Raw genomic sequence first — 21,056 nt, forward strand, 5'->3', positions numbered from 1 at the left:
GTTAGGGTGATCTGCGCGCGGTCGCCGAGCGACACCCTCGGCGACCGGTAGCCCCTATAGCCCAATTGGCAGAGGCAGCGGACTTAAAATCCGCACAGTGTCGGTTCGAGTCCGACTGGGGGCACCACTGTCCGGGCGTGCTTGGGCGGATCAGGACGTTCGGACGAGTTCCGCCCGCATCTGGGTGAACAGGAACAGTCCGGGGCGTCCGGAGATCTGCTCGTACTCGCGCACGACGTCGTCCATGAACTCCGGCACGGCTGCGTCGTCGAGGTGCGTGGTCCAGTCGGTGGATCCGACGGTGCACCACCGCGCGAATTCCTCCCGGGAACCGAAATCCCATTCGACATCGCGCACGACGAGGTCGGTGGTGTCGAGTCCTGCCGCCCTCGCGACGTCGCGGAACTTCTGCGGTTGGATGTGGATGAACGGCGCCGTGAAGTCGGCGAAGAACTCCGCCCACCGTGGGCGCGCCGAGATGGCCATCATCACGTCCTCGACACTGGTCCGCGGGCTGGCGCACACCATCTGGATGATCACACGTCCGCTGTTCACGACGCTGCGGGCGATTCCGGCCAATGCCACCTGCAGGTCGGGGACCCAGTGCAGCGCGTTGAACGACACCGCGACGTCGAACTCGCCGTCGAACGGGAGGGCGCGTGCGTCGGCGATACGGAACTCGGCGCGGGTGCCGTCCGGCAAGACTCTGGATTGGGCCTTCGCGATCATCCGCGGCGATGCGTCCACTCCGACCACCGAACCGCCGGGAAGGCGCTCCGCGATTCGGAGCGTGACGAATCCGTCGCCGCATCCCACGTCGAGCACCCGTTCATTGCCCGCGAGGGCGAGTTCCGCGATCGACTCCTCCGCGACGGCGCGCTGGAGGGCGCCGACGTCGGCGTAGCCTTCGCCGTCCCAATCGACCATGACGGCCGGGCCCGGCCTACCTCAGGCGCCCTGGTGGTGCGGGCTCGAGTGTGCGCCGCCCCCGGCCCGCGCGATGGACGCGCGGACGCGGGCAGTGGCCTGCCAGATCTGGGTGCTGTCGTGGACGCTGATGACCGGTATGCCCTGCTCACGGGCGTGCTGAACGGTCAGTGCGTCCTGGGGTGAGCCGACCCCGTCGAGGACGTCCTCGGTGACGATCGCGCAGAGCGCGGGGCCGTCCATCTTCCGGACGGGCTCGAGTCCGTGGACCACCATCCACTGCTTGACCATCGCCCAGTGCGACACCTCTTTGTACCGCGTGGGGTTGCCGATGAAGAGAACCCGACGGGAGCGGCGGGCGCGAGCGATATCGATGTGCGTGACGGTAGCCATGGCGGAGGGTTCCTGTCCGTTGCGGGATTCCGTACTGTCAATCCCCACTCGGAGCCGTTTCGTTACGCACCGGTCCAAGAAGTTCGCCATTCCCGCGTACGTGAGTGAGAAAGAGTGCTCGAACACGCTTTGCCGGTCACGTACGTACGGTCCGTCAGCTGCCGAACGGACTGCCGGACGAGCCTCCGCCGCCCGGTCCCGACGTCTCGGTGACGGTGACGACGGTGGGTTCGACGGTGCCGTTGGTCAGCGGCGGGATGCTTCCCCACTGTTCGAACGACGGCACGCTCGAGCAGGACCATTGCACCGCGTACTCGCCGGGGTCGAGGGTGGCCCTGAGCTCGCCGTCGTCTCCGCCCATCACGGTGGCCGGGCCCACGGTGGCGGCCGAAACGGTTCCGTCGACGGACCGGACGTTCATCACGCACACCACTGCCCCGGGGGCGGCGTACCGGACGTCCATCACCACGACATTCCCGTCGACGCCGATACCGACCGTGAGGTCTTCGGGTGCCGCGGACGCGGTGGGGGCGGCGAGCAGACTCGCGCCGGCGACAGCGGCGGCGATACCTACGGTTCGTGCAATCGTGACCTTCATTGGTGCATCCTTCCGGACTTCTCGGTTGCCGGGTGATATGAGGCAGGAGCCACCCGGGAGTATCGCACCTCGAACCCTCATCTGCTGGGATGTGGAAGGTGGAACACTGCTGGTCTGGGAGTTCGGCGTGTCGATCCGACACCCGGTGCATCGAAGGAGACGGCGAAGTGCTCGGACGGAAGAACTACACGAAGGAAGAGATCGATCACGCCGAGGCGTCCGTCGCGGAGCAGGTCGCCGCGTACACGTCGCTGACGGGGGCGATTGCGGGCGAGGTCACGGGCAAGAAGGTCTTCGCCGCACTCGAGGACTTCGAGTCACTGTTCTTCGACAACATGGTCCTGGTGCTGGACCGCTACTTCGTCCACCGGATCCGGGCGGTGACGGGCAAGGACGGGAACCCGCTCAACGAAGTCGAGATCGTCGCCGACTCGTTGATGAACAACGACGGTGTCCTGCGCGGCATCAGCGTCCTGAAGTATGTCTCCGGCCAGTCCGTTCTGAAGCTCGAGATCGGCGACCGGATCCGTGTGAGCGCCGACGACTTCGAGCGGCTGTCGGCGGCGTTCTTCGCGGAACTGCGGTCGCGGTTCCTGGCATGAGCGTGTGGTTCACGTCCGATCTGCACCTTCGTCACGCACGGCTGGTGGAGATCCGGGGCTTCGACTCGGAGATCGATGCGCACGACGAATCCATCCTCGACGCGTTGGGCGCCGCCGTCGGGAGCGGCGATCAACTCTGGATACTCGGCGACATCACCGTCGGAGGTAAGACCGCCGAGGACTGGGCGCTGCGCGCACTGGGCGAGTTCGCACGGAAGCGGAACGTCGAACTGCATCTGATCCCCGGCAATCACGACTCGTGTCACCCGATGGCGAACCGCAACAGTCACATCCGGCAACGGGTGTTCCTGGAGACGTTCGCGTCGGTGCAGTTGTTCGCGCGGCGGAAGATCGCGAGCGAGACCGTCCTGCTCTCGCATTTCCCGTACGTCGGCGACCACACCGCGGAGGACCGGGGCGTGAAGTACCGGCTGCAGGACGAGGGAGAGTGGTTGCTGCACGGGCATACTCACCAGGACGGCGTGCTCGATCCGTCCGTGCATCCGCGGCAGATCCACGTGGGCTGGGACAGTTGGCGCAAGCCCGTGCACGTCGACGAGATCGCGGAGATCATCGAGTCGGGCGCGTCGATTCGGTGACCGGTGTGGCGTCGGCACGGTATCGGCCGGGCGTCGATCCGTGCGCGTTCTTGAACAGCCGGGAGAAGTGGGCGGCGTCGGCGAAACCCCAGCGGGCACCGATGGCCGAGACGGGTAGGTCGCGGTAACTGGGGTCGGCGAGATCGCGTCGGCACTGCTCGAGGCGGCGGCGTCGAATCCATCCGCTGACCGTGTCGCCGTCGGCTTCGAACATTTTCTGCAGGTGCCGCACCGAGATGTGATGCGCGGCGGCGATCGAGTGCAGATCCAGGTCCCGGTCGGCGAGCCGCTCGTCGATGAAGGCGGTGACCCTGGCGAGCAATGCGTCCCCGCGCGACTGCGGGAGCACCCCGCCGGCGAGGTGAAGTTGCTCGGCGAACGCGGCCGCGACCAGATCGAGGACGGCATCGCCGAGGTGCACCGCGACGGTGGGTGAGGCGTCGGCGATCTGTTCGCCGAGCCCGCGCAACAGCGGGGTGACGACGGCGCCGAGGCCCTGCCCGCCTGGCACTCGGCGTGCGGTGAGCTGGGCGACGCCGTCGGGCGGAACACGGAGGAGGTGCCGGGGGAACATCACGACCAGCATCCGGAACCGGTCGTCGAACGACAGCTGATACGGCCGGGTCGTGTCGTAGATCGCGAAGTCGCCGGGCGTGAGAGCGGTTTCGCGGCCGTCCTGGCTCAGGACGCAATTCCCGCGCACCTGCAGTCCGAGTTTGAAGTAGTCGGGGTTCGCGGCGCGGATGGTCCGGGGCGTTCGCCGAATGACGTGCGGGGCGGCCGTGACCTCGCTGATCCGAACCGCGCCGACCGTCACGCCGCGGACGACGCCACGGAAGTCGTCGTGGTCTGCCGACGTCATCTCGAGGGGGACGAACGCGTCGCTCACCGCCTCGCGGAACTCGTCGAACGAGACGAGGCGCTGTGCCGCCGGACGAATGACACTGCTCGCGGCCACCATCTGTCTCAATTGCGTTTGACGGCTTCGCGGGCGGCGGTGCCCGACGCCAGCTTCTCCAGCAACCCGATCAGGACGAGCCGTTCCGACGGTGTCAGCGTCTCGGTCCACGTCTGCTCGCGTTTGTTGTGCGCCGAGTACGTGCTGACGATGGCGTCGTGTCCGGCGTCGGTCAGCTCGAGGTCGACCGCCCGGCGGTCGCCGGCGGACGGTCGCCGCGTCACGAGACCGTCGCGCTCGAGCGTGTTCACCAGCGCCGACACGGCAGACCTGCTCATCCCGGACAGCGAGGCCACCCGCTTGGCTTCGCACGGTCCGGCGAGCCACAACACGAACAGCACGCGGAATCCGGGCCAGCTCCACCCGCTGGGCCGGTGGACCGTCGACTCGAGGTCGTAGACGAGGGCACTGGTCACGCGGTGCAGTGCGAGAACCAGCCGCATCGACACCGGATCGACCTCGGGCAGTTCGTCGACGGTCTTGCCCACCGCGAAGTCCACGAAGGACAGGAAGTCCAGGTTGCTCTGGTCGGTCGTCTCCTCGGGCATGACCACAGGTTAGCGGCCGAATGGGTGTAATCAAAGCCTTGACAAATGGCGCCCGTGAGTACTTGTTAACGTCGGGCGGTTAATAAGTACTCACAGGCCGCGCGCGGCATTGCCTGCGTCGACGGGCAGGACGATACCGCTGATGTGTGCGCTGCCCTCGGCGGCGAGGAACAGCACGACCCGGGTGATCTCGGCGGCGTCCAGCCACGCCACGGGCTGGGCGTGCAGGCTGCGGAACACCGGTTCCACGTCCTCCGCTGCGGGCGCCTCGAGGTCGGGTCGCATCATCCGGTAGAGGGCGTCATTGTGAATCATCGGTGTCGAGATATTGCCCGGCGCAATCGCATTCACCGTGATGCCTTGCGGGGCGAGGTCGAGCGCCGCGCTCTTGGTGAGCCCGATGACGCCCCACTTCGACGCCGCGTACGCGGCCATGTTGGTGTTGCCGGCCCGGCCGAGCATCGACGAGATGGTGATGATCCGGCCGTATCCCCGCCGGATCATGCCGGGCGCCACCGCTCCCACGGTGTTGAAGACGCCGGTGAGGTTGGAACCGATCGCCTCCGACCACTGCTCCTGCGTGAGCGACTGCACCGGGGCGGCCACCGAGACGCCGGCATTCGCGACCGCGACGTCGATCCGCCCGAACTCGGACTCCGCCTCCGCGATCAGTGCGTCCATCGCCGCCCGGTCGGCGGTGTCCGCCTCGGCGGTGATGCACCGGCGACCGGTGGCGCGCACCAGCTCCGCGGTCTCGCCGAGGTCGGCGGCGGTGGCCAGGGGATAGTTCACCGCCGGGCTGTCCTCGCAGCGGTCGCACAGAACTATGTCTGCTCCGCGCTCGGCCAGTGCGACCGCGTGGCTGCGGCCCTGGCCTCGGGCGCCGCCGGTGATCAGGGCGACCCGGCCTTCGAAGTCTTCCATCGTCGTTCTCCTGTCCGGGGCGGATCAGCGCAGCTTGATGCTGCCGCCGTCCGCCATCAGTGTCTGTCCGGTCATGTACCGCGAATCTTCGGACGCGAGGAACACCGCTACGGGCGCGATATCGGTCTCGGGATCGCCGATCCGCTGGAGCGGAACCTTCGCCACGGACGCGGCGGCACGGTCGGGGAATCGTTCCTGCCAGGCGAGGACGCCCTCGGTCGCGGCGAACGGGCAGATCACGTTCACCCGGATCTGGTCGGCAGCCCACTCGTTGGCCGCCACCCGGCTGACGCCGCGGATCGCTTCCTTCGCCGCGGCGTACGACGTCTGGGTGGGCATGCCGTCGAGCCCGGACCCGGACGCGAAGTTGATCACCGACCCGTTCGACGCCTTCAACTGCTCGTAGCAGGCCTGCATGAGGTGCACGACCGGATAGAACCCGGTCCGAAATGAGAGGTCGAACATCTCCTGGGTGTGGTCGATCAGCAGTGCCTGCCGCGAGGCGTGGGCGTTGTTGACCAGGACGTCCACGGATCCGAACGCGGCGACGGCGGCGTCCCGGATCTGCTCCGCGGACTCGCGCCGGGAGATGTCGGTGTTCAGGAAGCGAGCGGACGATCCCAGTTCCAGCTCGAGGTCCTTGCCGCGTTCGTCGTCGATGTCGACGAACAGGACGTTGGCGCCCTCACGGACGAACACCGTCGTCACGGCCCGGCCGATGCCTCCGGCGCCGCCCGTCACGATCGCCGTCTTTCCGTGCAACCTCATCGTGTGCTCCTTCTGCGGGTGTGGCTCAGACATCGGCGGTGTCGCCGGTCGCCAGCGCGACGTTCTCCAGTTCGGCGACGCTGAACGCGGCATAGTTCTCGTACGGTCCGCGGCCGGCGAAATAGGGTGTGAGACGATCCTCGAGCTCCTCGGGTGAGAACGCGGAACCCGCTGCGTCGAAGCGGTTCTCGACCTTCGGCGCCGCCATCAGCGCGACCATCTTGCCGTACACGACGAACACCTGCCCGTTGATCTCCTCGGAGGCGGGGGAGGCCAGGTAGTGGACGAGGGTGGCGACCCGTTCGGGGGACAGGGGGTCGAGTCCCGCGTCGGCCGTGTTCTCGCCGAACGCGTCGGCGGTCATGGCCGTCCTGGCGCGCGGGCAGATCGCGTTGGCGCGCACCCCGTAACGCGACAGGCCCTGTGCCGTCGACAGTGTGAGCGCGGTGATCCCGGCCTTCGCGGCCGAGTAGTTGGGCTGGCCCGCCGATCCGAACAGGAACGCCTCGGACGACGTGTTGACGACCCGCCCGTACACGGGGCCTCCGGCGGCCTTGCTCGCCTCGCGCCAGTGCACGGCGGCGGCGCGCGAGGTGGCGGCGTGCCCTTTGAGATGGACGCGGATGACGTCGTCCCAGTCGGTTTCGGAGAGGTTGAAAATCATCTTGTCGCGCAGGATTCCGGCGTTGTTGACGAGGATGTCCATCGATCCGAACGTGCGGACGGCCTCGTGCACGAGGCGTTCGCCCAGCGCCCAGTCGGAGACGTCGCCGGTCACGGCGGTGGCGCGGCCGCCGGCCGCCGCGATCTCCGCGGCCACCTCGTGTGCGCCCTCGCCCATGTCGTTGACGACGACTGCCGCGCCTGCGGCGGCGAGTGCGAGGGCTTCGGCCCGGCCGAGGCCTGCGCCTGCGCCGGTGACGACGGCGGTGCGTCCGGCGAGACTGAGTGATTCCGTCATGGGAACTCCTGATTGCGAGAAGAAGTAGATTTCATTCTAGTTGTATCGCACGAACTACTGCTCAGTCACCAGTAGGGCGCGATCTGATGGAGGAATGTTTTCTAGTTTTCCTGCCGATTAGGCATCGACGACACCGGCTGCGGGCAGGTCTCGGTGAGTGGGAACTGTGGTCGACGTCACTGGACGGCATGCCAGGTTGGGCGTGCTGATCCTCTCGAATCCCCCGGAGCCACATATGCATAACATGCCCCTGTCCCCAGGTGAGGCGGAGCGCGCACCGCTCTCACGCGGGAAGGCGTTCGCCCTGCTGGCCTTGATCATCCTTCTGGTCGAAGTCATCCCGCTCGCCTACAACTTCGTCACCCCGGCGCTGCCGGAGATCGCGAAACACTTCGGCACCGCGAACGTCGGCTGGGTGATCACGATCGTCACCCTGATGCTCGCCGCCTCGACTCCGCTCGTCGGCAAACTCGGCGACATCTACGGCAAGAAGCGGATGATGCTCGTGTCCGCCGCGGTTTTCGGAGTCGGTTCACTACTCGGCGCGCTGGCCCCCAACTTCGAACTCTTCCTCGTGGGCCGCGGCTTGCAGGGTGCGGGCATGGCGATCCTCGTGCTCGCCTACGGCTTGATCCGAGACATCCTGCCCCCGTCGATCATTCCCGTGGCCGTGGGATTCGTCGCCACCGGAATGGGGGCCAGCACCATCCTCGGCCCGATCATCGGCGGTTACCTCATCGACCACTTCGGCTACACCGGCGTGTTCTGGGCGCAACTCCTCCACGTGGCGGTCGTCGGAATCGCGGTCGCGATCTTCGTTCCCGAGACCACGCTGCGGACGCGATCGAAGCTGGATGTGCTCGGCGCGGCCATCCTCGGCCTCGGCGCCTTCGTGCTGCTGTTCGGTATCGGCAAGGCCACCGCGTGGGGTTACACGGCCCCGCAGACATTGCTGTGCGTTGGCGGCGGGCTCGCCATCCTCGCCGGCTGGCTGCTCTACGAACGCACGCCGAAGGAACCGCTCATCGACCTGCAGATGCTGAAGCACGGACCCGTCGCGAAAACATTGGCCGCCAGCGGTTTCGTCCAGTTCGTCCTGGTCAGCCATTCGATGCTCATCCCGATGTTCGTGATGACCGATCCCGACCTCGGTCTCGGTTACGGATTCGGAGTCACCGCACTCGCCGTCGCCATCTACACCGTCCCCACGGGCGTCGTGTCGATGATCGCGGGCCCGGTCGGCGGATACTTCACCCGCCGCATCGGCCCGGCACCGGTTCTGGTGTTCGGCGGCGCGTCCCTCGCACTCGGATCGTTCCTGCTCGCCACCCTGCACCACTCGACGGTCCAGATGATGTTCGGGCAGTTGGTGATCGGCCTCGGGCTCGGTTCCGCGTCGGCGACGCTGCCGAACCTCATCATGCGCACCGTGCCCGCGCAGACACAGGGGATCGCAGGCGGGATGCTGAACCTGTCCGGCTCGCTGGGCAGTGCGATCGGCAGTCAGGTGATGATCGCCATCGTCGCGATCCCCGGTGTTGTCCTGGTGGGCCGCGCCGCGCAGTACTCGGAGAAGGGCTTCGTCTACGCCTTCTTCACCCTCGCCGTCGCCGGAATGCTGGCCGCGGTGATGGGACTTCTCCTCATCCGCAACAAGATCGAGCGTCCGGTCGACGTGGCGTCGCCGAAGTCGGAGATGGTCGCCTGACAGTTTCCTTGCCGGACCACGAGGCCCGCAGCATCTGCGGGCCTCGTGTCGGTGTGGCAGTCCAAGTGTTCAGGCGCGCACACCCGCCGCCAGCAGGATGCGCGCCTCCTCGCGACCGTCGAGCAACCGATTGACGCGCCGGGTCACCTTCCACTCGCCGTCGATCTTGGCGAGCTCCCACCGGTTGGCGGTGATCCGGTGGACGCGGAATCCGTTTTCGTCGTGAATGATCAACTGCGACTTGCACGTGGCCACCGCGGTGTCACCGTCGACGCGCACGTGCCCGGGCTCGAGCATGTGCGCGCAGCCGCCGCCGATCCAGCCCTGATGCGCCTGCGACTGCACCATTGCCGTGATGGCCGCATGCCCGCGCATCACCCCGGTGTCGACGTCGTACACACCGTCCTCGGTCCACAGACGCGCGACCGCGTCGGCCGAACCGCTGTCGATGGCGGGACCGTAGGCTGTCATCAGCTCGAGGATGGCGAGCTTGTCTTCGAGCGCGGTGACGCGTTCGGCAAGTGCGCGGACGAGGTCTTCGGTGCCGGTCATGGACGGATCCTGTCTTCGGTTGGGGTGCGGAAGGAGAGGCCGAGTTCGTCGCCCAGCTGCCGGAGGGCCTCCAGTTGCTCGCAGTAGTGGGCTGCACTCGTGGACGCGAGGGTGGCGCTGACGACGGTGGTGCCGGCGTCGCGTCGTCGTTCGAGGGCACGGGTCACGGTGTCGCGCGAGCCGATCGGGTCGAGGGGCGCGCCCGCGCTGAGGACCACGTCGAAAGCGTCGGGGAGGTAGACCTTGGTGAGCAGCGTGCACAATTCGTCGAGCGAGAGACCGAACGGCACCCACCCGTCGCCGAGCGTCACCGCGCGGCGCAGGGACCGCAGTGTCCGTCCCCCGATCCACAGCGGGACCCGTGGCTGGACGGCGTGCGGTTCGACGACGACGCCGTCGAAGTCGTAGAACGTGCCGTGGTACTCGGGCCGAGGTTGCGACAGCGACGCACGGAGCGCCGCGAGGGCGTCGTCGGCGCGGGCGCCCCGGTCGTCGAAATGGGCGCCGAGCAGGTCGAATTCCTCGCGCAGGCTGCCCACGCCCAGCCCGAGGACGAGGCGGCCGCCGCTGACGACGTCGAGCGTGCCGTAGCGCTTCGCGATCTCGAGGGGGTGGTGATAGCCGAGCACCAAGACCTGGGTGGCGAGGCGGATGCCGGTGGTGTGGGCGGCGAGGAACCCGAGGGTCGCGAGCGGGTCCCAGTACGTACCGCCGCGCTCGATCGCGACGTCGGTGGGGACGGCGACGTGCTCGCTGCAGGTGAGGTGGTGGTAGCCGAGGCGGTCGGCCGTGCCGGCGATCGCGGTCAACTCCGCGATGCCGGCGCCGAGTTCCCAGTCCGCGCGGACCGCGGGGTGCGCGATGACGATGGGTGGCGCGATTCCTATGTGCATCAGGTGGTTACTCCGCTGTCGGGGGTCGGTCTGTCGTCACCGTTGTAGTGGAGGTGCCCGCGGGTCGCGCGGGCATTCCCGCTGACCGGACGCGGCGATTGTCCGATTTCTTCCCCGCGGCGGGCACGGCTGGTACATTTTAAGAATTCATTTCAATTTTTGTCGGGCGTATGCGTGTGACCAGGATATTTGGAGGCGTCGATGACTGTCGTCGATTCGGATGATGCACTGTCGGTACCCGCTGCGAAGAAGGATCTGCCACCGTCGATGGTCGAGCGGATGACGCTGATCCTCGACGCGTTCGACGGCCGCACGTCACGCCTGACCCTCGAGGAGGTCGCGTGCCGCACCCGGCTACCGCGGTCCACGGTGCACCGCATCCTCGACCAGCTGGTTCGCCTCGACTGGGTCGACCACGCCAGCTTCGGCTACTGCCTCGGACGGCGCGCGATGGGTCTCGGCGGCGGCGACAACGGGCACAGCCAGGTCCGGGCCGCGGCGGCCCCGCTGCTGCACGACCTGCACATGCAGACCGGAATGGTGGTGCACCTGGCCGTGCTGGACGGCGCGGAGAGCGTGTACCTGGACAAGGTGGGCGGACGGATGGCCGCAAGCCTGCCGTCGCGGGTGGGTGGGCGCGTGCCCGCCTACACGACGGCGGGCGGCAAGGCGATGCTGGCGTGGGTCGACCCGGAGGAGGTCGACGGCATGTACGGGCCGCGGCTCAACCGGAGCACGGACCGCACGATCACCGAACTGTCCACACTGCACCAGGAGCTCAACCGGATCCGGCAGCGCCGCGGCCTCGCGTTCGAGCGAGGGGAGGCGGTGCGCGGAATCGGGTGCGTCGGTGTCGCGGTCCGCAGCGCCGACGGGCCGGTGGCCGGCATCTCGCTGTGCGGCGACGCGCGGACCGTCCAACTCGAACGCGTCGCCCCGCTCGTCGTCGACGCCGCCCGGGAAGTCACCCGGACGCTCCACCCCGAACTGGGAACACCCCGTCGCGGCCGCCGGACCCCGGAGATCCCGGACAGCTCGTGGTCGACCGAGACGCTGGACCAGCTCCTCGCGGTGCAGTCCGGTCAATGGCTGTAGCGCCCGTGCGCGCGTAAGGAGTCTCTGGACTCGTTACGCGCGCACGGGTCGCGGAGCGGCGTCGAGGCCGAACCCGCCCCGGAAGAACACCATCGGCCGCTCCTCGCACACCGATTCGAGTTCCCGGACCCGTCCGATCACGACGTCGTGGTCGCCGGCGGTGTGCACCGACTGCACGTCCGCGTGCACGCGCACGAGGACCCCCGGCAGTGACGGCGTCGACCACCGCGACGGCTCCCAGGCGAGCCCGTCGAACTTGGTGCCCCGGCTCGAGCCGAACCGGAAACAGAGGTCCGTCTGGTCCTCGCGCAGCACGTTGATCGTGAAACGCCGCGACCGCCGGATGCGCGGCCATGCCCGCCCGCGGTGATCGGCGCAGAACAGGATCAACGGCGGCTCCAGGGACACCGACGCGAACGACTGACACGTGAAACCCACCGGACCCTCGGTGTCGAGGCCGGTCACCACCGTCACTCCGCTGGCGAATTGGCCGAGGGCACGGCGCATCTCGTCCGGTGACGGTGCGTCCGAGCGTGTCCCGGACTGGGCGCCGGCCGGTTCGGTTGCCATCAGACCGCCTCCGATTGCTGTTCCGTCGCCGACCCGTTCGACGATCGTCCCCGAGGCTAGGGACGGTGCCGAACGGTCACGAGATGCCGTCTCGGTCAGTGGAAATCCCCGGCCGATGCCTGCGCGAGCAGGGCGATGTCTCGCTGACCGGGATCGCTTCTGTCCGAGCCGGGAGCGCGCTGGCAACGTGACCGACCATGACGACTGACTCGAGTTACGAGGGCACCCTGAAGGAGCTGAAGACCGACCTCGGCGTGCTTCGCTACCACGAGGCCGGCGACGGCCCGCCTCTTCTGCTGCTGCACGGCTCCGGCCCCGGCGTGACGGGGTGGCGCAACTTCCGCGGCAACCTCGGCGTCTTCGCCGAGCACTTCCGCACCTTCGTCCTGGAGTTCCCGGGATTCGGGGTCAGCGACGACTTCGGCGGCCATCCGATGCTCACAGCAGGCGACGCGGTGCTCCGCTTCCTCGACGGGCTCGGGCTCGACGAGGTGGCGATGCTCGGAAACTCGATGGGCGGCATCGTCGCCACCCAGTTCGCCATCGCGCACCCCGACCGGGTCGGCAAGCTGATCACCATCGGCGGCATCGGCAGGAACCTCTTCAGCCCCGGCCCCGGTGAGGGCATCAACCTCCTGATGGAGTTCACGGACGACCCCACCCGGGAACGACTGATCGCGTGGCTGCACTCGATGGTGTTCGACCCCGCGATGGTCACCGAGGAACTGATCGAGGAACGCTGGACGCAGGCCACCGATCCCGAGACTCTCGCCAGCGCCCGCAAGATGTACAGCAAGGCGGCGTTCGAGGCCGGAGCCCGGGCCGCACTCGAATCCGACGCGGCCCCGTACTGGGCTCAGCTGCACAAGGTGAAGGCACCGACACTGCTCACGTGGGGTCGCGACGACCGAGTCAGCCCGCTGGACATGGCGATCATCCCGATGCGGTCGATTCCCCGGGCGGAACTGCACGTGTTCCCGAACTGCGGGCACTGGGCGATGATCGAACAGAAGACGGCGTTCGAGAGTGCCGTCCTCGCCTTCCTGCTCCGCAAGGACGGCAGCGGACGATGAGCGGCACCGAAGAAACCTTCGACACCACAGTCGATTTCCTCGTCGTCGGCAGCGGTGGCGGCGGCATGGCCGCGGCGATCACCGCCGCCGACCGGGGAATCGACACTCTCGTCATCGACAAGGGCGCCACGTTCGGCGGATCCACCGCCATCTCCGGGGGCGGCATCTGGATTCCCAACGCCCCGACGCTGCGGGAGAAGGGCGTGATCGACTCACGGGAGTCGATCCGCCGCTACCTCGACATCATCACCGAGGGCACGGTTCCCGCCGACCGGCTCGACGCGTTCGTCGACAAGGGCCCCGAGCTGATGGAACTGCTCGACCGCAGCCCGCACATGAAGCTCTACTGGGTGAAGGGCTACTCCGACTACCACCCGGAGTACGACGGCGGCCGACCGCTCGGGCGCACCATCGAATGCACGCCGTTCGACACCCGGGCGCTGAAAGAGGACGAGCAGTACCAGCGTCCGAACAGCATGAAGGGCCCGCTCGGACTGTGGGTCACGTCCAAGGACTACCACGACCTCGCCATGGTCAAGCGCACCTGGAAGGGCCGCAAGGCATCCCTCGTCGCGGCGTGGCGGGTGGCGTCCAACGTGATCCGCCGACGCCACATGGCCACCGGCGGCCGGGCACTCGTGGCGCGGATGCGGATGGTCCTCAAGGACGCCGGAGTGCCGCTGTGGCTGAAGACGTCGATGACGGAACTGATCGTCGACGGCACAGGAGCAGTCGTCGGTGTTCTCGCCCAACGCGACGGACGGACGGTCCGGATCGGGGCGCGTCGCGGCGTGCTGCTCGCGACCGGCGGATTCGACCACAACCAGGACATGCGCGCGAAATACCTGCCCAAGCACGGCGTCCCGGACGTCAGTGCCGGTGCCAGGGAGAACACCGGCGACGGCATCGTCGCCGGCCAGAAGCTCGGCGCGGCGGTCGACCTCATGGACGACGCCTGGTGGATGCCGTCGGTGTTCCACCCGATGGGCGCCGTGATCCCGCTCGTCTCGGAACGGTGCATTCCGCCGTCGGTGATCGTCGACGGTCGCGGCGAACGCTTCACCAACGAGTCGTCGCCGTACGTGAACTTCGTGCACGACCAGCTCGACGGCGGTCACGTCCCGGCGTGGTTCGTGATGGACGGCAAGGCGAAGTCGCGGTATCCGTTCGCGCAGGTTCTGCCGGGTGTGCCGTTCCCGCAGGGGTTCTACGATTCCGGAGTCGTGCACAAGGCGGACACGCTGCGCGACCTCGCCGATGCGATCGGCGTCAAGGCCGACACCCTGGTTGCGACCATCGACCGGTTCAACGGCTTCGCCCGCACCGGCAAGGACGAGGACTTCGGCCGCGGCGACAGCGCGTACGACCGGTACTACGGCGACCCGACGATGAAGAATCCGTGCCTCGACGAGATCGTCCAGGGACCGTTCTACGCAATCCGATGCGAGGCAGGCGACCTGGGCACCAAGGGCGGCCTCGTCACCGACGCCGACGCACGGGTGCTCCGCGAGGACGGCTCCGTCATCGACGGCCTGTACGCCACCGGCAACACGTCGGCGTCGGTGATGGGCAACGAATACGCCGGCGCGGGCGCGACCATCGGTCCCGCCATGGTGTTCGGCTACATCGCCGCGCTGCACGTCGCCGACGTGAGTCGCGAAGCGTCCCGGACCACGCGAGCGCACTCACGTGCGGGAGAGGTGGCGTGATGCTGAGCGATGCGCAGCGACTGTCCGCCGCCCACCTGCTGCGGAACGCCGAACAGGACCGTGCGCCGATCGACCCGTTGACCACCGTGTTCCCGGGCATCGACGTGGTCGACGCCTACGAGATCGCGCTGATCAACATCCGGGCGCGGCGGGAGGCGGGCGAGACGGTGTACGGCCACAAGGTCGGGCTGTCGTCCGAGGTCATGCAGAAGATGATGGGCGTGGACGAGCCCGACTACGGACATCTGCTGTCGAGCATGGTGTACACCGAGGGGACGCCGATCGACACCGCCCGGTTCTGCTATCCGCGCATCGAGGTGGAGATCGGTTACGTCCTCGGCGAGACCCTGCCGGGGGAGGGGTGCACCGAAGAGGACGTGCTGGCGGCCACCGAATACATCGTTCCCAGCATCGAACTGATCGACTCCCGAATCACGGACTGGAAGATCGGCCTCGCCGACACGATCGCCGACAACGCGTCCTCGGCAGGCGTGATCCTCGGCGCCGGACGGGGGGAGCCGGCGAACGTCGACATCGGCGGGATCTCCGCCGTGCTGTTCCAGGGCGAGGAGGAGATCGCGCGGGGTGAGGCGTCGGCGGTGCTCGGCAATCCCACGAAGGCCGTGGCCTGGCTGGCCCGGAAGGTCGCGAGCTTCGGAGTGCGACTCGAGGCCGGGCACGTGATCCTTCCCGGCTCGTGCACCCGCGCGATCGACGCCCGGCCCGGTGACGTGTTCCGCGCCGATTTCAGTGACATCGGTTCCGTATCAGTAGAATTCAAGTGAAGGCGACAACTGTGACCAAGGCTCTCGCCGCGATCGTCGGATCCGGCAACATCGGCACCGACCTGCTGTACAAGCTCCTCCGCTCGGAGATCATCGAGCCCCGCTGGATGATCGGCGTCGACCCCGACAGCGAGGGACTGAAGCGCGCCGCGGACCGGGGTGTGATCGCCAGCGCCGAAGGCGTCGACTGGCTGCTCGCCCAGGACGAGCGCCCCGACATCGTCTTCGAGGCCACGTCCGCCTACGTGCACCGGGCGAACGCCCCCCGCTACCGGGAACTTGGCATCCAGGCCGTCGACCTCACCCCCGCCGCGCTCGGACCCGCCGTCGTGCCCGCCGTGAACATGGGCGAGCACCGGACCGCGCCGAACGTCAACCTCATCACGTGCGGCGGCCAGGCGACCATCCCGATGGTGTACGCCGTCTCCCGGATCACCGAGGTGGCGTACGCCGAGATCGTCGCCAGTGTGGCGTCGCCGTCCGCAGGCCCGGGCACCCGCGCGAACATCGACGAATTCACGATCACCACGAGCCGGGGCATCGAGACGATCGGCGGGGCGAAGAAGGGCAAGGCGATCATCATCCTGAACCCGGCCGAACCGCCGATGTTCATGAAGGACACCGTGTTCTGCTCCATTCCCGCCGACGCCGACCGGGACGCGATCACCGCGTCCATCCACGACGTCGCGGCGTCCGTGCAGGCGTACGTCCCCGGCTACCGACTGCGCGCCGAACCGCAGTTCGACGACCCGACGCCGATCAGCGGTGGCCTCGCCCGGGTCGGCATCTTCCTCGAGGTCGAGGGCGCGGGCGACTTCCTGCCGCCCTACTCCGGCAACCTCGACATCATGACCGCCGCCGCCACCAAGGTCGGCGAGAGTTTCGCGACGCAGATCCTCGGCGCGAGCGTCTGACGCGTCCGCCCCATTCACTCTTCGAAGGAATACCGATGCCTTACAGTGCCGATCTCGACATCCGGGTGACGGACTCGTCCCTGCGCGACGGGTCCCACGCCAAGCGACACCAGTTCACCGTCGAACACGTCCGCTCGATCGTCGGGGCACTCGACGCCGCCGGGGTCCCGGTCATCGAGGTCACCCACGGCGACGGACTCGGCGGTTCCTCGTTCAACTACGGCTTCAGCCACACCCCGGAGCAGGAACTGATCAAGGCCGCGGTGGAGACGGCGGAGCGGGCCAGGATCGCGTTCCTCATGCTCCCCGGACTGGGGGTCCAGTCCGACATCCGCGAGGCCGCGGACAACGGCGCGAGCATCTGCCGCATCGCCACGCACTGCACCGAAGCCGACATCTCCGTGCAGCATTTCGGTCTCGCCCGCGAACTCGGGCTGGAGACGGTCGGCTTCCTGATGATGTCGCACAGTCAGCCGCCGGAGGTTCTCGCGAAGCAGGCCCGGATCATGGCCGACGCCGGCTGCCAGTGCGTGTACGTGGTGGACTCGGCCGGGGCGCTGATCCTGAACGCCGTCAGCGACCGCGTGTCCGCCCTGGTGGCCGAACTCGGCGACGACGCGCAGGTCGGCTTCCACGGGCACGAGAACCTCGGGCTCGGTGTCGCCAACTCGGTGCTCGCCGTCGAGGCCGGCGCCCTGCAGATCGACGGCTCCACCCGGCGGTTCGGTGCGGGCGCGGGCAACACCCCGGTCGAGGCGTTCGCCGCCGTGACCGAGAAGCTCGGAATCCGCACCGGCATCGACACTCTGAAGATCATCGACGCGGCCGAGGACGTCGTCCGTCCGATCATGGACGGCGACTGCCAGCTCGACCGGCTGTCGCTGATGATGGGCTACGCGGGTGTCTACTCCAGCTTCCTCAAGCACGCCGATTCCCACGCCCGCCGGTACGGGGTGTCCGGTGCGGAGATCCTCATCGAAGCCGGCCGACGCAAGCTGGTCGGCGGCCAGGAGGACCAGCTGATCGAGATCGCCCTCGGCCTCGCAGACCGGGGCCCCGCGGGTTCCGCAGTCGCCGAGAAGAAGTCCGCCTAGGCGTTTCGCCGGGTACCGACACCAGAAAGCCGAGATCATCATGGGCCAGGTTCTTGACAGGATCGAACAGTACGCGGACGAGATCCGAGCGGAAGGCGCCGAAGGCGACAAGCTGATGCGCCTGTCCGACACCTCCGCGAAACGGTTGCGCGACTCCGGAGTGATACGGATGCTCCAGCCCACGGAGTACGGCGGCTACGAATCGCATCCGCGCGAGTTCGCCGAGACCGCAATGGGCATCGGCGCCATCGACGGGGCCGCGGGCTGGGTGAGCGGCATCGTCGGCGTCCACCCGTGGGAACTGGCGTTCTTCGACCGCACGGCCCAGGACGAGGTGTGGGGCGAGGACTCCGACATGTGGATGGCCTCGCCGTACGCCCCGATGGGGGTGGCCGTGCCCACCGACGGCGGCTACGTCCTCAACGGCCGGTGGTCGTTCTCCTCGGGCACCGACCACTGCGGGTGGATCATGATCGGCGCCGCGGTCGGCGACCGGGACGGCAACCGGGTGATGCCCCCGCAGATCCTGCACGTGCTGCTGCCACGCTCGGACTACGACATCGACCAGGACAGCTGGAACGTCGTCGGATTGCGCGGCACCGGGTCCAAGGACCTGATCGTCAAGGATGCGTTCATTCCTCAGCACCGGACGTTGCAGGCCGACAAGGTCTTCGACGGGTCCGCGCCGAAGGAGTTCGGCCGCACCCAGACGCTGTACAACTTCCCGTTCTCGTGCATCTTCCCGCTCGGCATCACGTCGTCGCTGATCGGCATCGCCGAGGGCGCCCTGGCCTGCCACCTGAACGCGCAGCGTGAACGTGTCACCGTGTCGGGCACCGCGATCAAGGACGATCCGTACGTGCTGTTCGCGATCGGCGAGGCGGCGGCGGAGATCGCGGCGTCGCGCGCGGCGATCCTCGAGACGGTCGATCGGTTCTGGGACATGACCGAGAAGGGCCAGGACGTCTCGTTCGAACTCCGCTCCATCGGCCGGCGCACGCAGACGGCCGCGGCCTGGCGGGCAGTGCGCGCCGTGGACGAGATCTTCGCGCGATCCGGTGGCGGTGCGCTCCAACTGAAGACACCCCTGCAGCGCTTCTGGCGGGATGCCCACGCCGGCCTCTCCCACGCCATCCATGTGCCGGGTTCGATCTTCCACTCCTCGGCGCTGACTCAGCTCGGCGGGGAACCTCAGGGCATCCACCGGTCGATGATCTAGGCGCTCCGCACCCGTGAGTGGTTAAGGAGTGCAGGGACTCGTCAACCACGCACGGGCGGCGGAGCCGCCTCCAGGAAAGGACGTTCACATGACCGACATTCGAGGGCTCGGCTATCTCAGGATCCAGACGAAGGACGTGCCACGCTGGCGTGGGCTGGTGGTGGACGGGCTGGGCATGGCCGAGGGTTCCGGCCCCGAGCCCGACGGCCTGTACCTGCGCGTCGACGAGCGGCGGTCGCGGCTGATCGTCCTCCCGGGCGACACCGACAAGGCGCTCGCGGTGGGGTGGGAGGTGCGCGACCAGTTCGCCCTCCAGCGGGTGCGTGAGCAGGTGGAGAAGGCGGGTGTCACGGTCGACGTCTTGTCCGAGGAGGAGTCGCGGTACCGCGACGCCGAGCAGGTGATCGCGTTCGACGATCCGTCCGGCACACGGGTGGAGGTGTTCTTCGGACCCGTGCTCGACCACAGTCCGGTCGTCACCCCGCACGGCGGGCGGTTCGTCACCGGCGCACAGGGCCTGGGGCACGTGGTCCTCCCGACCCCGGCGTTCGAGGAGGCCTACACGTTCTACACCGAGGTGCTGGGCTTCCTGCCCCGCGGGGCGATCCGGCTCGGACCGGCCGACGCCCCGGGACCGGCCCGCCGCGTGCGGTTCATGGGTGTCAATCAGCGCCATCACAGCCTCGCGTTGTGCCCTGCGCCGCACAGCGGCGAACCCGGGATGGTGCATCTGATGACGGAGGTCGACACGCTCGACGCCGTCGGGCAGGCACTCGACCGGCTCGGCAAGCTCGGCTTCTCCATCTCGTCGACCCTCGGTCGCCACACCAACGACCGCATGGTGTCGTTCTACGTGCGTGCCCCCGGCGGCTGGGACCTCGAGTTCGGGACGGAGGGCGTGCTCGTCGACGAGAAGCATTACACCGCCGAGGAAATTACGGCCGACAGCTACTGGGGTCACGACTGGTCGGGTTCCGAGCCGCTGGCGGCGTTCTCATGACGTTGTCGCGTGCCCGGATCGGAGCGGTGGCGGCGCTCGTCCTCCTCGGTGGAAGTGCCTGTTCCACTGCGACTTCCGAGACGGCGGCGGATCCGGCCGCACTCCGGCCGGGACAGCTGCTGTCGTCCCGCGCAGTCGCGGACGGTCCGGCACTGCCGAGCGCCGCGCGGAACGAGGTGATCACCTACGCGTCGCAGGACGGCAACGGCGACCCCGTCGTGGTGTCGGGCACCGTATCGATTCCCCGCACGCCGGCACCCGAGGGCGGATATCCGGTGATCAGCTGGGCGCACGGCACGACCGGCGTCGCCGACGCCTGCGCCCCGTCCGCGGATTTCGCCGGCGGCCCAGCCCACGGCTATCTCTCCGGGGTGAACGCGTCCCTCGACGACTGGGTCGCCAGGGGATATGCGGTGGTGAGCACGGACTACCAGGGTCTGGGCACGCCGGGCATCCACCCGTACGTCAACGGTGACACGGAGACGAACGCCGTCGTGGACATCGTCCGCGCCGCCCGGGCGATGGATCCGGCGGTCGGCTCGACGTGGTTCGTGATCGGCCACAGTCAGGGTGGGCAGGCGGCGTTGTTCACCGCCGCGCAGGGCGGGGAGCGCGCCCCGGAACTGCACCTCGGTGGTGCCGTGGCGATCGCCCCGGGCAACGGGCTCGACCAGACGCCGCAGTACTTCCGCTCCGGTGTTCCGGGTATCGAAGCGGCCGAGGCGTTCCTCCCGCTGATCCTCCTCGGAGCCCAGGCAGCGGATCCTGCCATCGACCCGTCGGCGTTGCTGACGGAGCAGGCGCAATCGCTGTTGACGGTGGCGCGGACCGGGTGCATCGACGACATCCGGAAGGTCCCGCCCGTGCCCGCCGATCAGGTCTTCCGTCCCGACGCCGACCTGGGACCGCTCACCGAGTATTTGGCACGCCAGGAGCCGTCGAGGGTCCACGTGCAGGTTCCGACGCTGGTCGCGCAGAGTTCCGGCGACCTGGTGGTGAGCAAGCCGTCGACGGATCTGATGGTGAAGACGTTGCAGGACAACGGGAACGAACTGACCTATCGGACGTACGAGGGTGTGGACCATCGCGGGACGATCGGCGTGTCGCAGAAGGACGCGCAGGAGTTCGTCGCCGGGATCCTCGCTCGCTGAGGACGCCGGGACCTC

General features: G+C 68.1%; 23 protein-coding genes and 1 tRNA gene. 13 read left to right on the plus strand and 11 right to left on the minus strand.

What is annotated here, in order from left to right; translation table 11 throughout:
• Positions 1-50 precede the first annotated feature (50 nt).
• A tRNA-Leu gene (locus RHA1_RS28220) sits at positions 51-127 on the plus strand.
• A gap of 23 nt (positions 128-150) precedes the next feature.
• Here RHA1_RS28220 and RHA1_RS28225 read toward each other — a convergent pair.
• From RHA1_RS28225 to RHA1_RS28235, 3 genes are all read right to left on the minus strand, one after another.
• The gene (locus RHA1_RS28225; RefSeq protein ID WP_011597893.1) at positions 151-927 is read right to left on the minus strand and encodes a class I SAM-dependent methyltransferase; all 777 of its coding nucleotides are present in this window, start codon (positions 925-927) and stop codon (positions 151-153) included.
• A 21-nt stretch (positions 928-948) separates the two neighbouring features.
• Positions 949-1,320, minus strand: a complete 372-nt coding sequence (locus RHA1_RS28230) for a hypothetical protein (protein WP_009479027.1) — start codon at positions 1,318-1,320, stop codon at positions 949-951.
• Between the two features lie 154 nt (positions 1,321-1,474).
• A complete protein-coding gene (locus RHA1_RS28235; protein ID WP_009479028.1) occupies positions 1,475-1,918 on the minus strand; it encodes a hypothetical protein in 444 nt (147 codons plus the stop codon).
• 167 nt (positions 1,919-2,085) lie between these two features.
• Here RHA1_RS28235 and RHA1_RS28240 point away from each other — a divergent pair, with 167 nt between their 5' ends.
• Together RHA1_RS28240 and RHA1_RS28245 are read left to right on the plus strand one after the other, a co-directional pair.
• A complete protein-coding gene (locus RHA1_RS28240; protein ID WP_029539506.1) occupies positions 2,086-2,520 on the plus strand; it encodes a hypothetical protein in 435 nt (144 codons plus the stop codon).
• Complete coding sequence (locus RHA1_RS28245; protein WP_011597895.1) at positions 2,517-3,119, plus strand: metallophosphoesterase; 603 nt, start codon at positions 2,517-2,519, stop codon at positions 3,117-3,119. Before RHA1_RS28240 ends, RHA1_RS28245 begins: the two co-directional genes overlap by 4 nt.
• On the opposite strand, the gene RHA1_RS28250 is transcribed toward RHA1_RS28245, so the two are convergent.
• The 5 genes from RHA1_RS28250 to RHA1_RS28270 form a co-directional block, all read right to left on the minus strand.
• A complete protein-coding gene (locus tag RHA1_RS28250) occupies positions 3,091-4,080 on the minus strand; it encodes an AraC-like ligand-binding domain-containing protein (protein ID WP_011597896.1) in 990 nt (329 codons plus the stop codon). The two genes, RHA1_RS28245 and RHA1_RS28250, sit on opposite strands and share 29 nt — an antisense overlap.
• Before the next feature lie 5 nt (positions 4,081-4,085).
• Positions 4,086-4,625: a MarR family winged helix-turn-helix transcriptional regulator gene (locus tag RHA1_RS28255; protein ID WP_011597897.1), complete on the minus strand. Its 540-nt coding sequence runs from the start codon at positions 4,623-4,625 to the stop codon at positions 4,086-4,088.
• Between the two features lie 90 nt (positions 4,626-4,715).
• Positions 4,716-5,549, minus strand: a complete 834-nt coding sequence (locus RHA1_RS28260) for a mycofactocin-coupled SDR family oxidoreductase (RefSeq protein ID WP_011597898.1) — start codon at positions 5,547-5,549, stop codon at positions 4,716-4,718.
• 24 nt (positions 5,550-5,573) lie between these two features.
• The gene (locus RHA1_RS28265) at positions 5,574-6,317 is read right to left on the minus strand and encodes an SDR family NAD(P)-dependent oxidoreductase (RefSeq protein WP_011597899.1); all 744 of its coding nucleotides are present in this window, start codon (positions 6,315-6,317) and stop codon (positions 5,574-5,576) included.
• A gap of 25 nt (positions 6,318-6,342) precedes the next feature.
• Positions 6,343-7,278: a 3-oxoacyl-ACP reductase gene (locus RHA1_RS28270; RefSeq protein ID WP_011597900.1), complete on the minus strand. Its 936-nt coding sequence runs from the start codon at positions 7,276-7,278 to the stop codon at positions 6,343-6,345.
• Between the two features lie 244 nt (positions 7,279-7,522).
• On the opposite strand from RHA1_RS28270, the gene RHA1_RS28275 reads away from it, so the two are divergent.
• Positions 7,523-8,986, plus strand: coding sequence for an MFS transporter (locus RHA1_RS28275; RefSeq protein WP_041812143.1), 1,464 nt, complete (start codon positions 7,523-7,525; stop codon positions 8,984-8,986).
• A gap of 69 nt (positions 8,987-9,055) precedes the next feature.
• Here RHA1_RS28275 and RHA1_RS28280 read toward each other — a convergent pair whose 3' ends face one another.
• The gene (locus RHA1_RS28280) at positions 9,056-9,538 is read right to left on the minus strand and encodes a nuclear transport factor 2 family protein (RefSeq protein ID WP_011597902.1); all 483 of its coding nucleotides are present in this window, start codon (positions 9,536-9,538) and stop codon (positions 9,056-9,058) included.
• Complete coding sequence (locus RHA1_RS28285) at positions 9,535-10,431, minus strand: TIGR03619 family F420-dependent LLM class oxidoreductase (protein ID WP_011597903.1); 897 nt, start codon at positions 10,429-10,431, stop codon at positions 9,535-9,537. The genes RHA1_RS28280 and RHA1_RS28285 overlap by 4 nt, the downstream gene beginning before the upstream one ends.
• A 201-nt stretch (positions 10,432-10,632) precedes the next feature.
• Between RHA1_RS28285 and RHA1_RS28290 the strand changes: the two genes are divergently transcribed.
• On the plus strand, positions 10,633-11,526 hold the full coding sequence (locus RHA1_RS28290) for an IclR family transcriptional regulator (RefSeq protein WP_011597904.1): 894 nt from the start codon (positions 10,633-10,635) through the stop codon (positions 11,524-11,526).
• A 33-nt stretch (positions 11,527-11,559) separates the two neighbouring features.
• Here RHA1_RS28290 and RHA1_RS28295 read toward each other — a convergent pair whose 3' ends face one another.
• A complete protein-coding gene (locus RHA1_RS28295) occupies positions 11,560-12,096 on the minus strand; it encodes a flavin reductase family protein (protein WP_011597905.1) in 537 nt (178 codons plus the stop codon).
• A 197-nt stretch (positions 12,097-12,293) separates the two neighbouring features.
• Between RHA1_RS28295 and RHA1_RS28300 the strand changes: the two genes are divergently transcribed.
• The 8 genes from RHA1_RS28300 to RHA1_RS28335 all read left to right on the plus strand — a co-directional run bounded on the left by RHA1_RS28300 (position 12,294) and on the right by RHA1_RS28335 (position 21,041).
• Positions 12,294-13,169, plus strand: a complete 876-nt coding sequence (locus RHA1_RS28300; protein ID WP_009479043.1) for an alpha/beta fold hydrolase — start codon at positions 12,294-12,296, stop codon at positions 13,167-13,169.
• Positions 13,166-14,878 carry an FAD-binding protein gene (locus RHA1_RS28305; RefSeq protein WP_011597906.1) on the plus strand — a complete coding sequence of 571 codons (1,713 nt, stop codon included), beginning with the start codon at positions 13,166-13,168 and terminating at the stop codon, positions 14,876-14,878. Before RHA1_RS28300 ends, RHA1_RS28305 begins: the two co-directional genes overlap by 4 nt.
• Entirely contained in the window at positions 14,878-15,663 is a 786-nt protein-coding gene (locus RHA1_RS28310) for a 2-keto-4-pentenoate hydratase (RefSeq protein ID WP_011597907.1), read from the plus strand. Before RHA1_RS28305 ends, RHA1_RS28310 begins: the two co-directional genes overlap by 1 nt.
• A gap of 11 nt (positions 15,664-15,674) precedes the next feature.
• On the plus strand, positions 15,675-16,577 hold the full coding sequence (locus tag RHA1_RS28315; RefSeq protein WP_011597908.1) for an acetaldehyde dehydrogenase (acetylating): 903 nt from the start codon (positions 15,675-15,677) through the stop codon (positions 16,575-16,577).
• Positions 16,578-16,612: 35 nt separating this feature from the next.
• Positions 16,613-17,671 carry a 4-hydroxy-2-oxovalerate aldolase gene (gene dmpG / locus RHA1_RS28320; RefSeq protein WP_011597909.1) on the plus strand — a complete coding sequence of 353 codons (1,059 nt, stop codon included), beginning with the start codon at positions 16,613-16,615 and terminating at the stop codon, positions 17,669-17,671.
• Positions 17,672-17,711: 40 nt separating this feature from the next.
• Positions 17,712-18,890: an acyl-CoA dehydrogenase family protein gene (locus RHA1_RS28325; protein WP_009479048.1), complete on the plus strand. Its 1,179-nt coding sequence runs from the start codon at positions 17,712-17,714 to the stop codon at positions 18,888-18,890.
• 88 nt (positions 18,891-18,978) lie between these two features.
• Positions 18,979-19,890 (plus strand): biphenyl-2,3-diol 1,2-dioxygenase, encoded by a 912-nt coding sequence (gene bphC, locus RHA1_RS28330; protein ID WP_011597910.1) that lies wholly within the window; start codon positions 18,979-18,981, stop codon positions 19,888-19,890.
• Positions 19,887-21,041 (plus strand): alpha/beta hydrolase family protein, encoded by a 1,155-nt coding sequence (locus tag RHA1_RS28335; RefSeq protein ID WP_011597911.1) that lies wholly within the window; start codon positions 19,887-19,889, stop codon positions 21,039-21,041. The genes bphC and RHA1_RS28335 overlap by 4 nt, the downstream gene beginning before the upstream one ends.
• Positions 21,042-21,056 lie beyond the last annotated feature (15 nt).

Source organism: Rhodococcus jostii RHA1 (genome assembly GCF_000014565.1).
In the GTDB taxonomy this organism is placed as follows: Bacteria; Actinomycetota; Actinomycetes; order Mycobacteriales; family Mycobacteriaceae; genus Rhodococcus_F; species Rhodococcus_F jostii_A.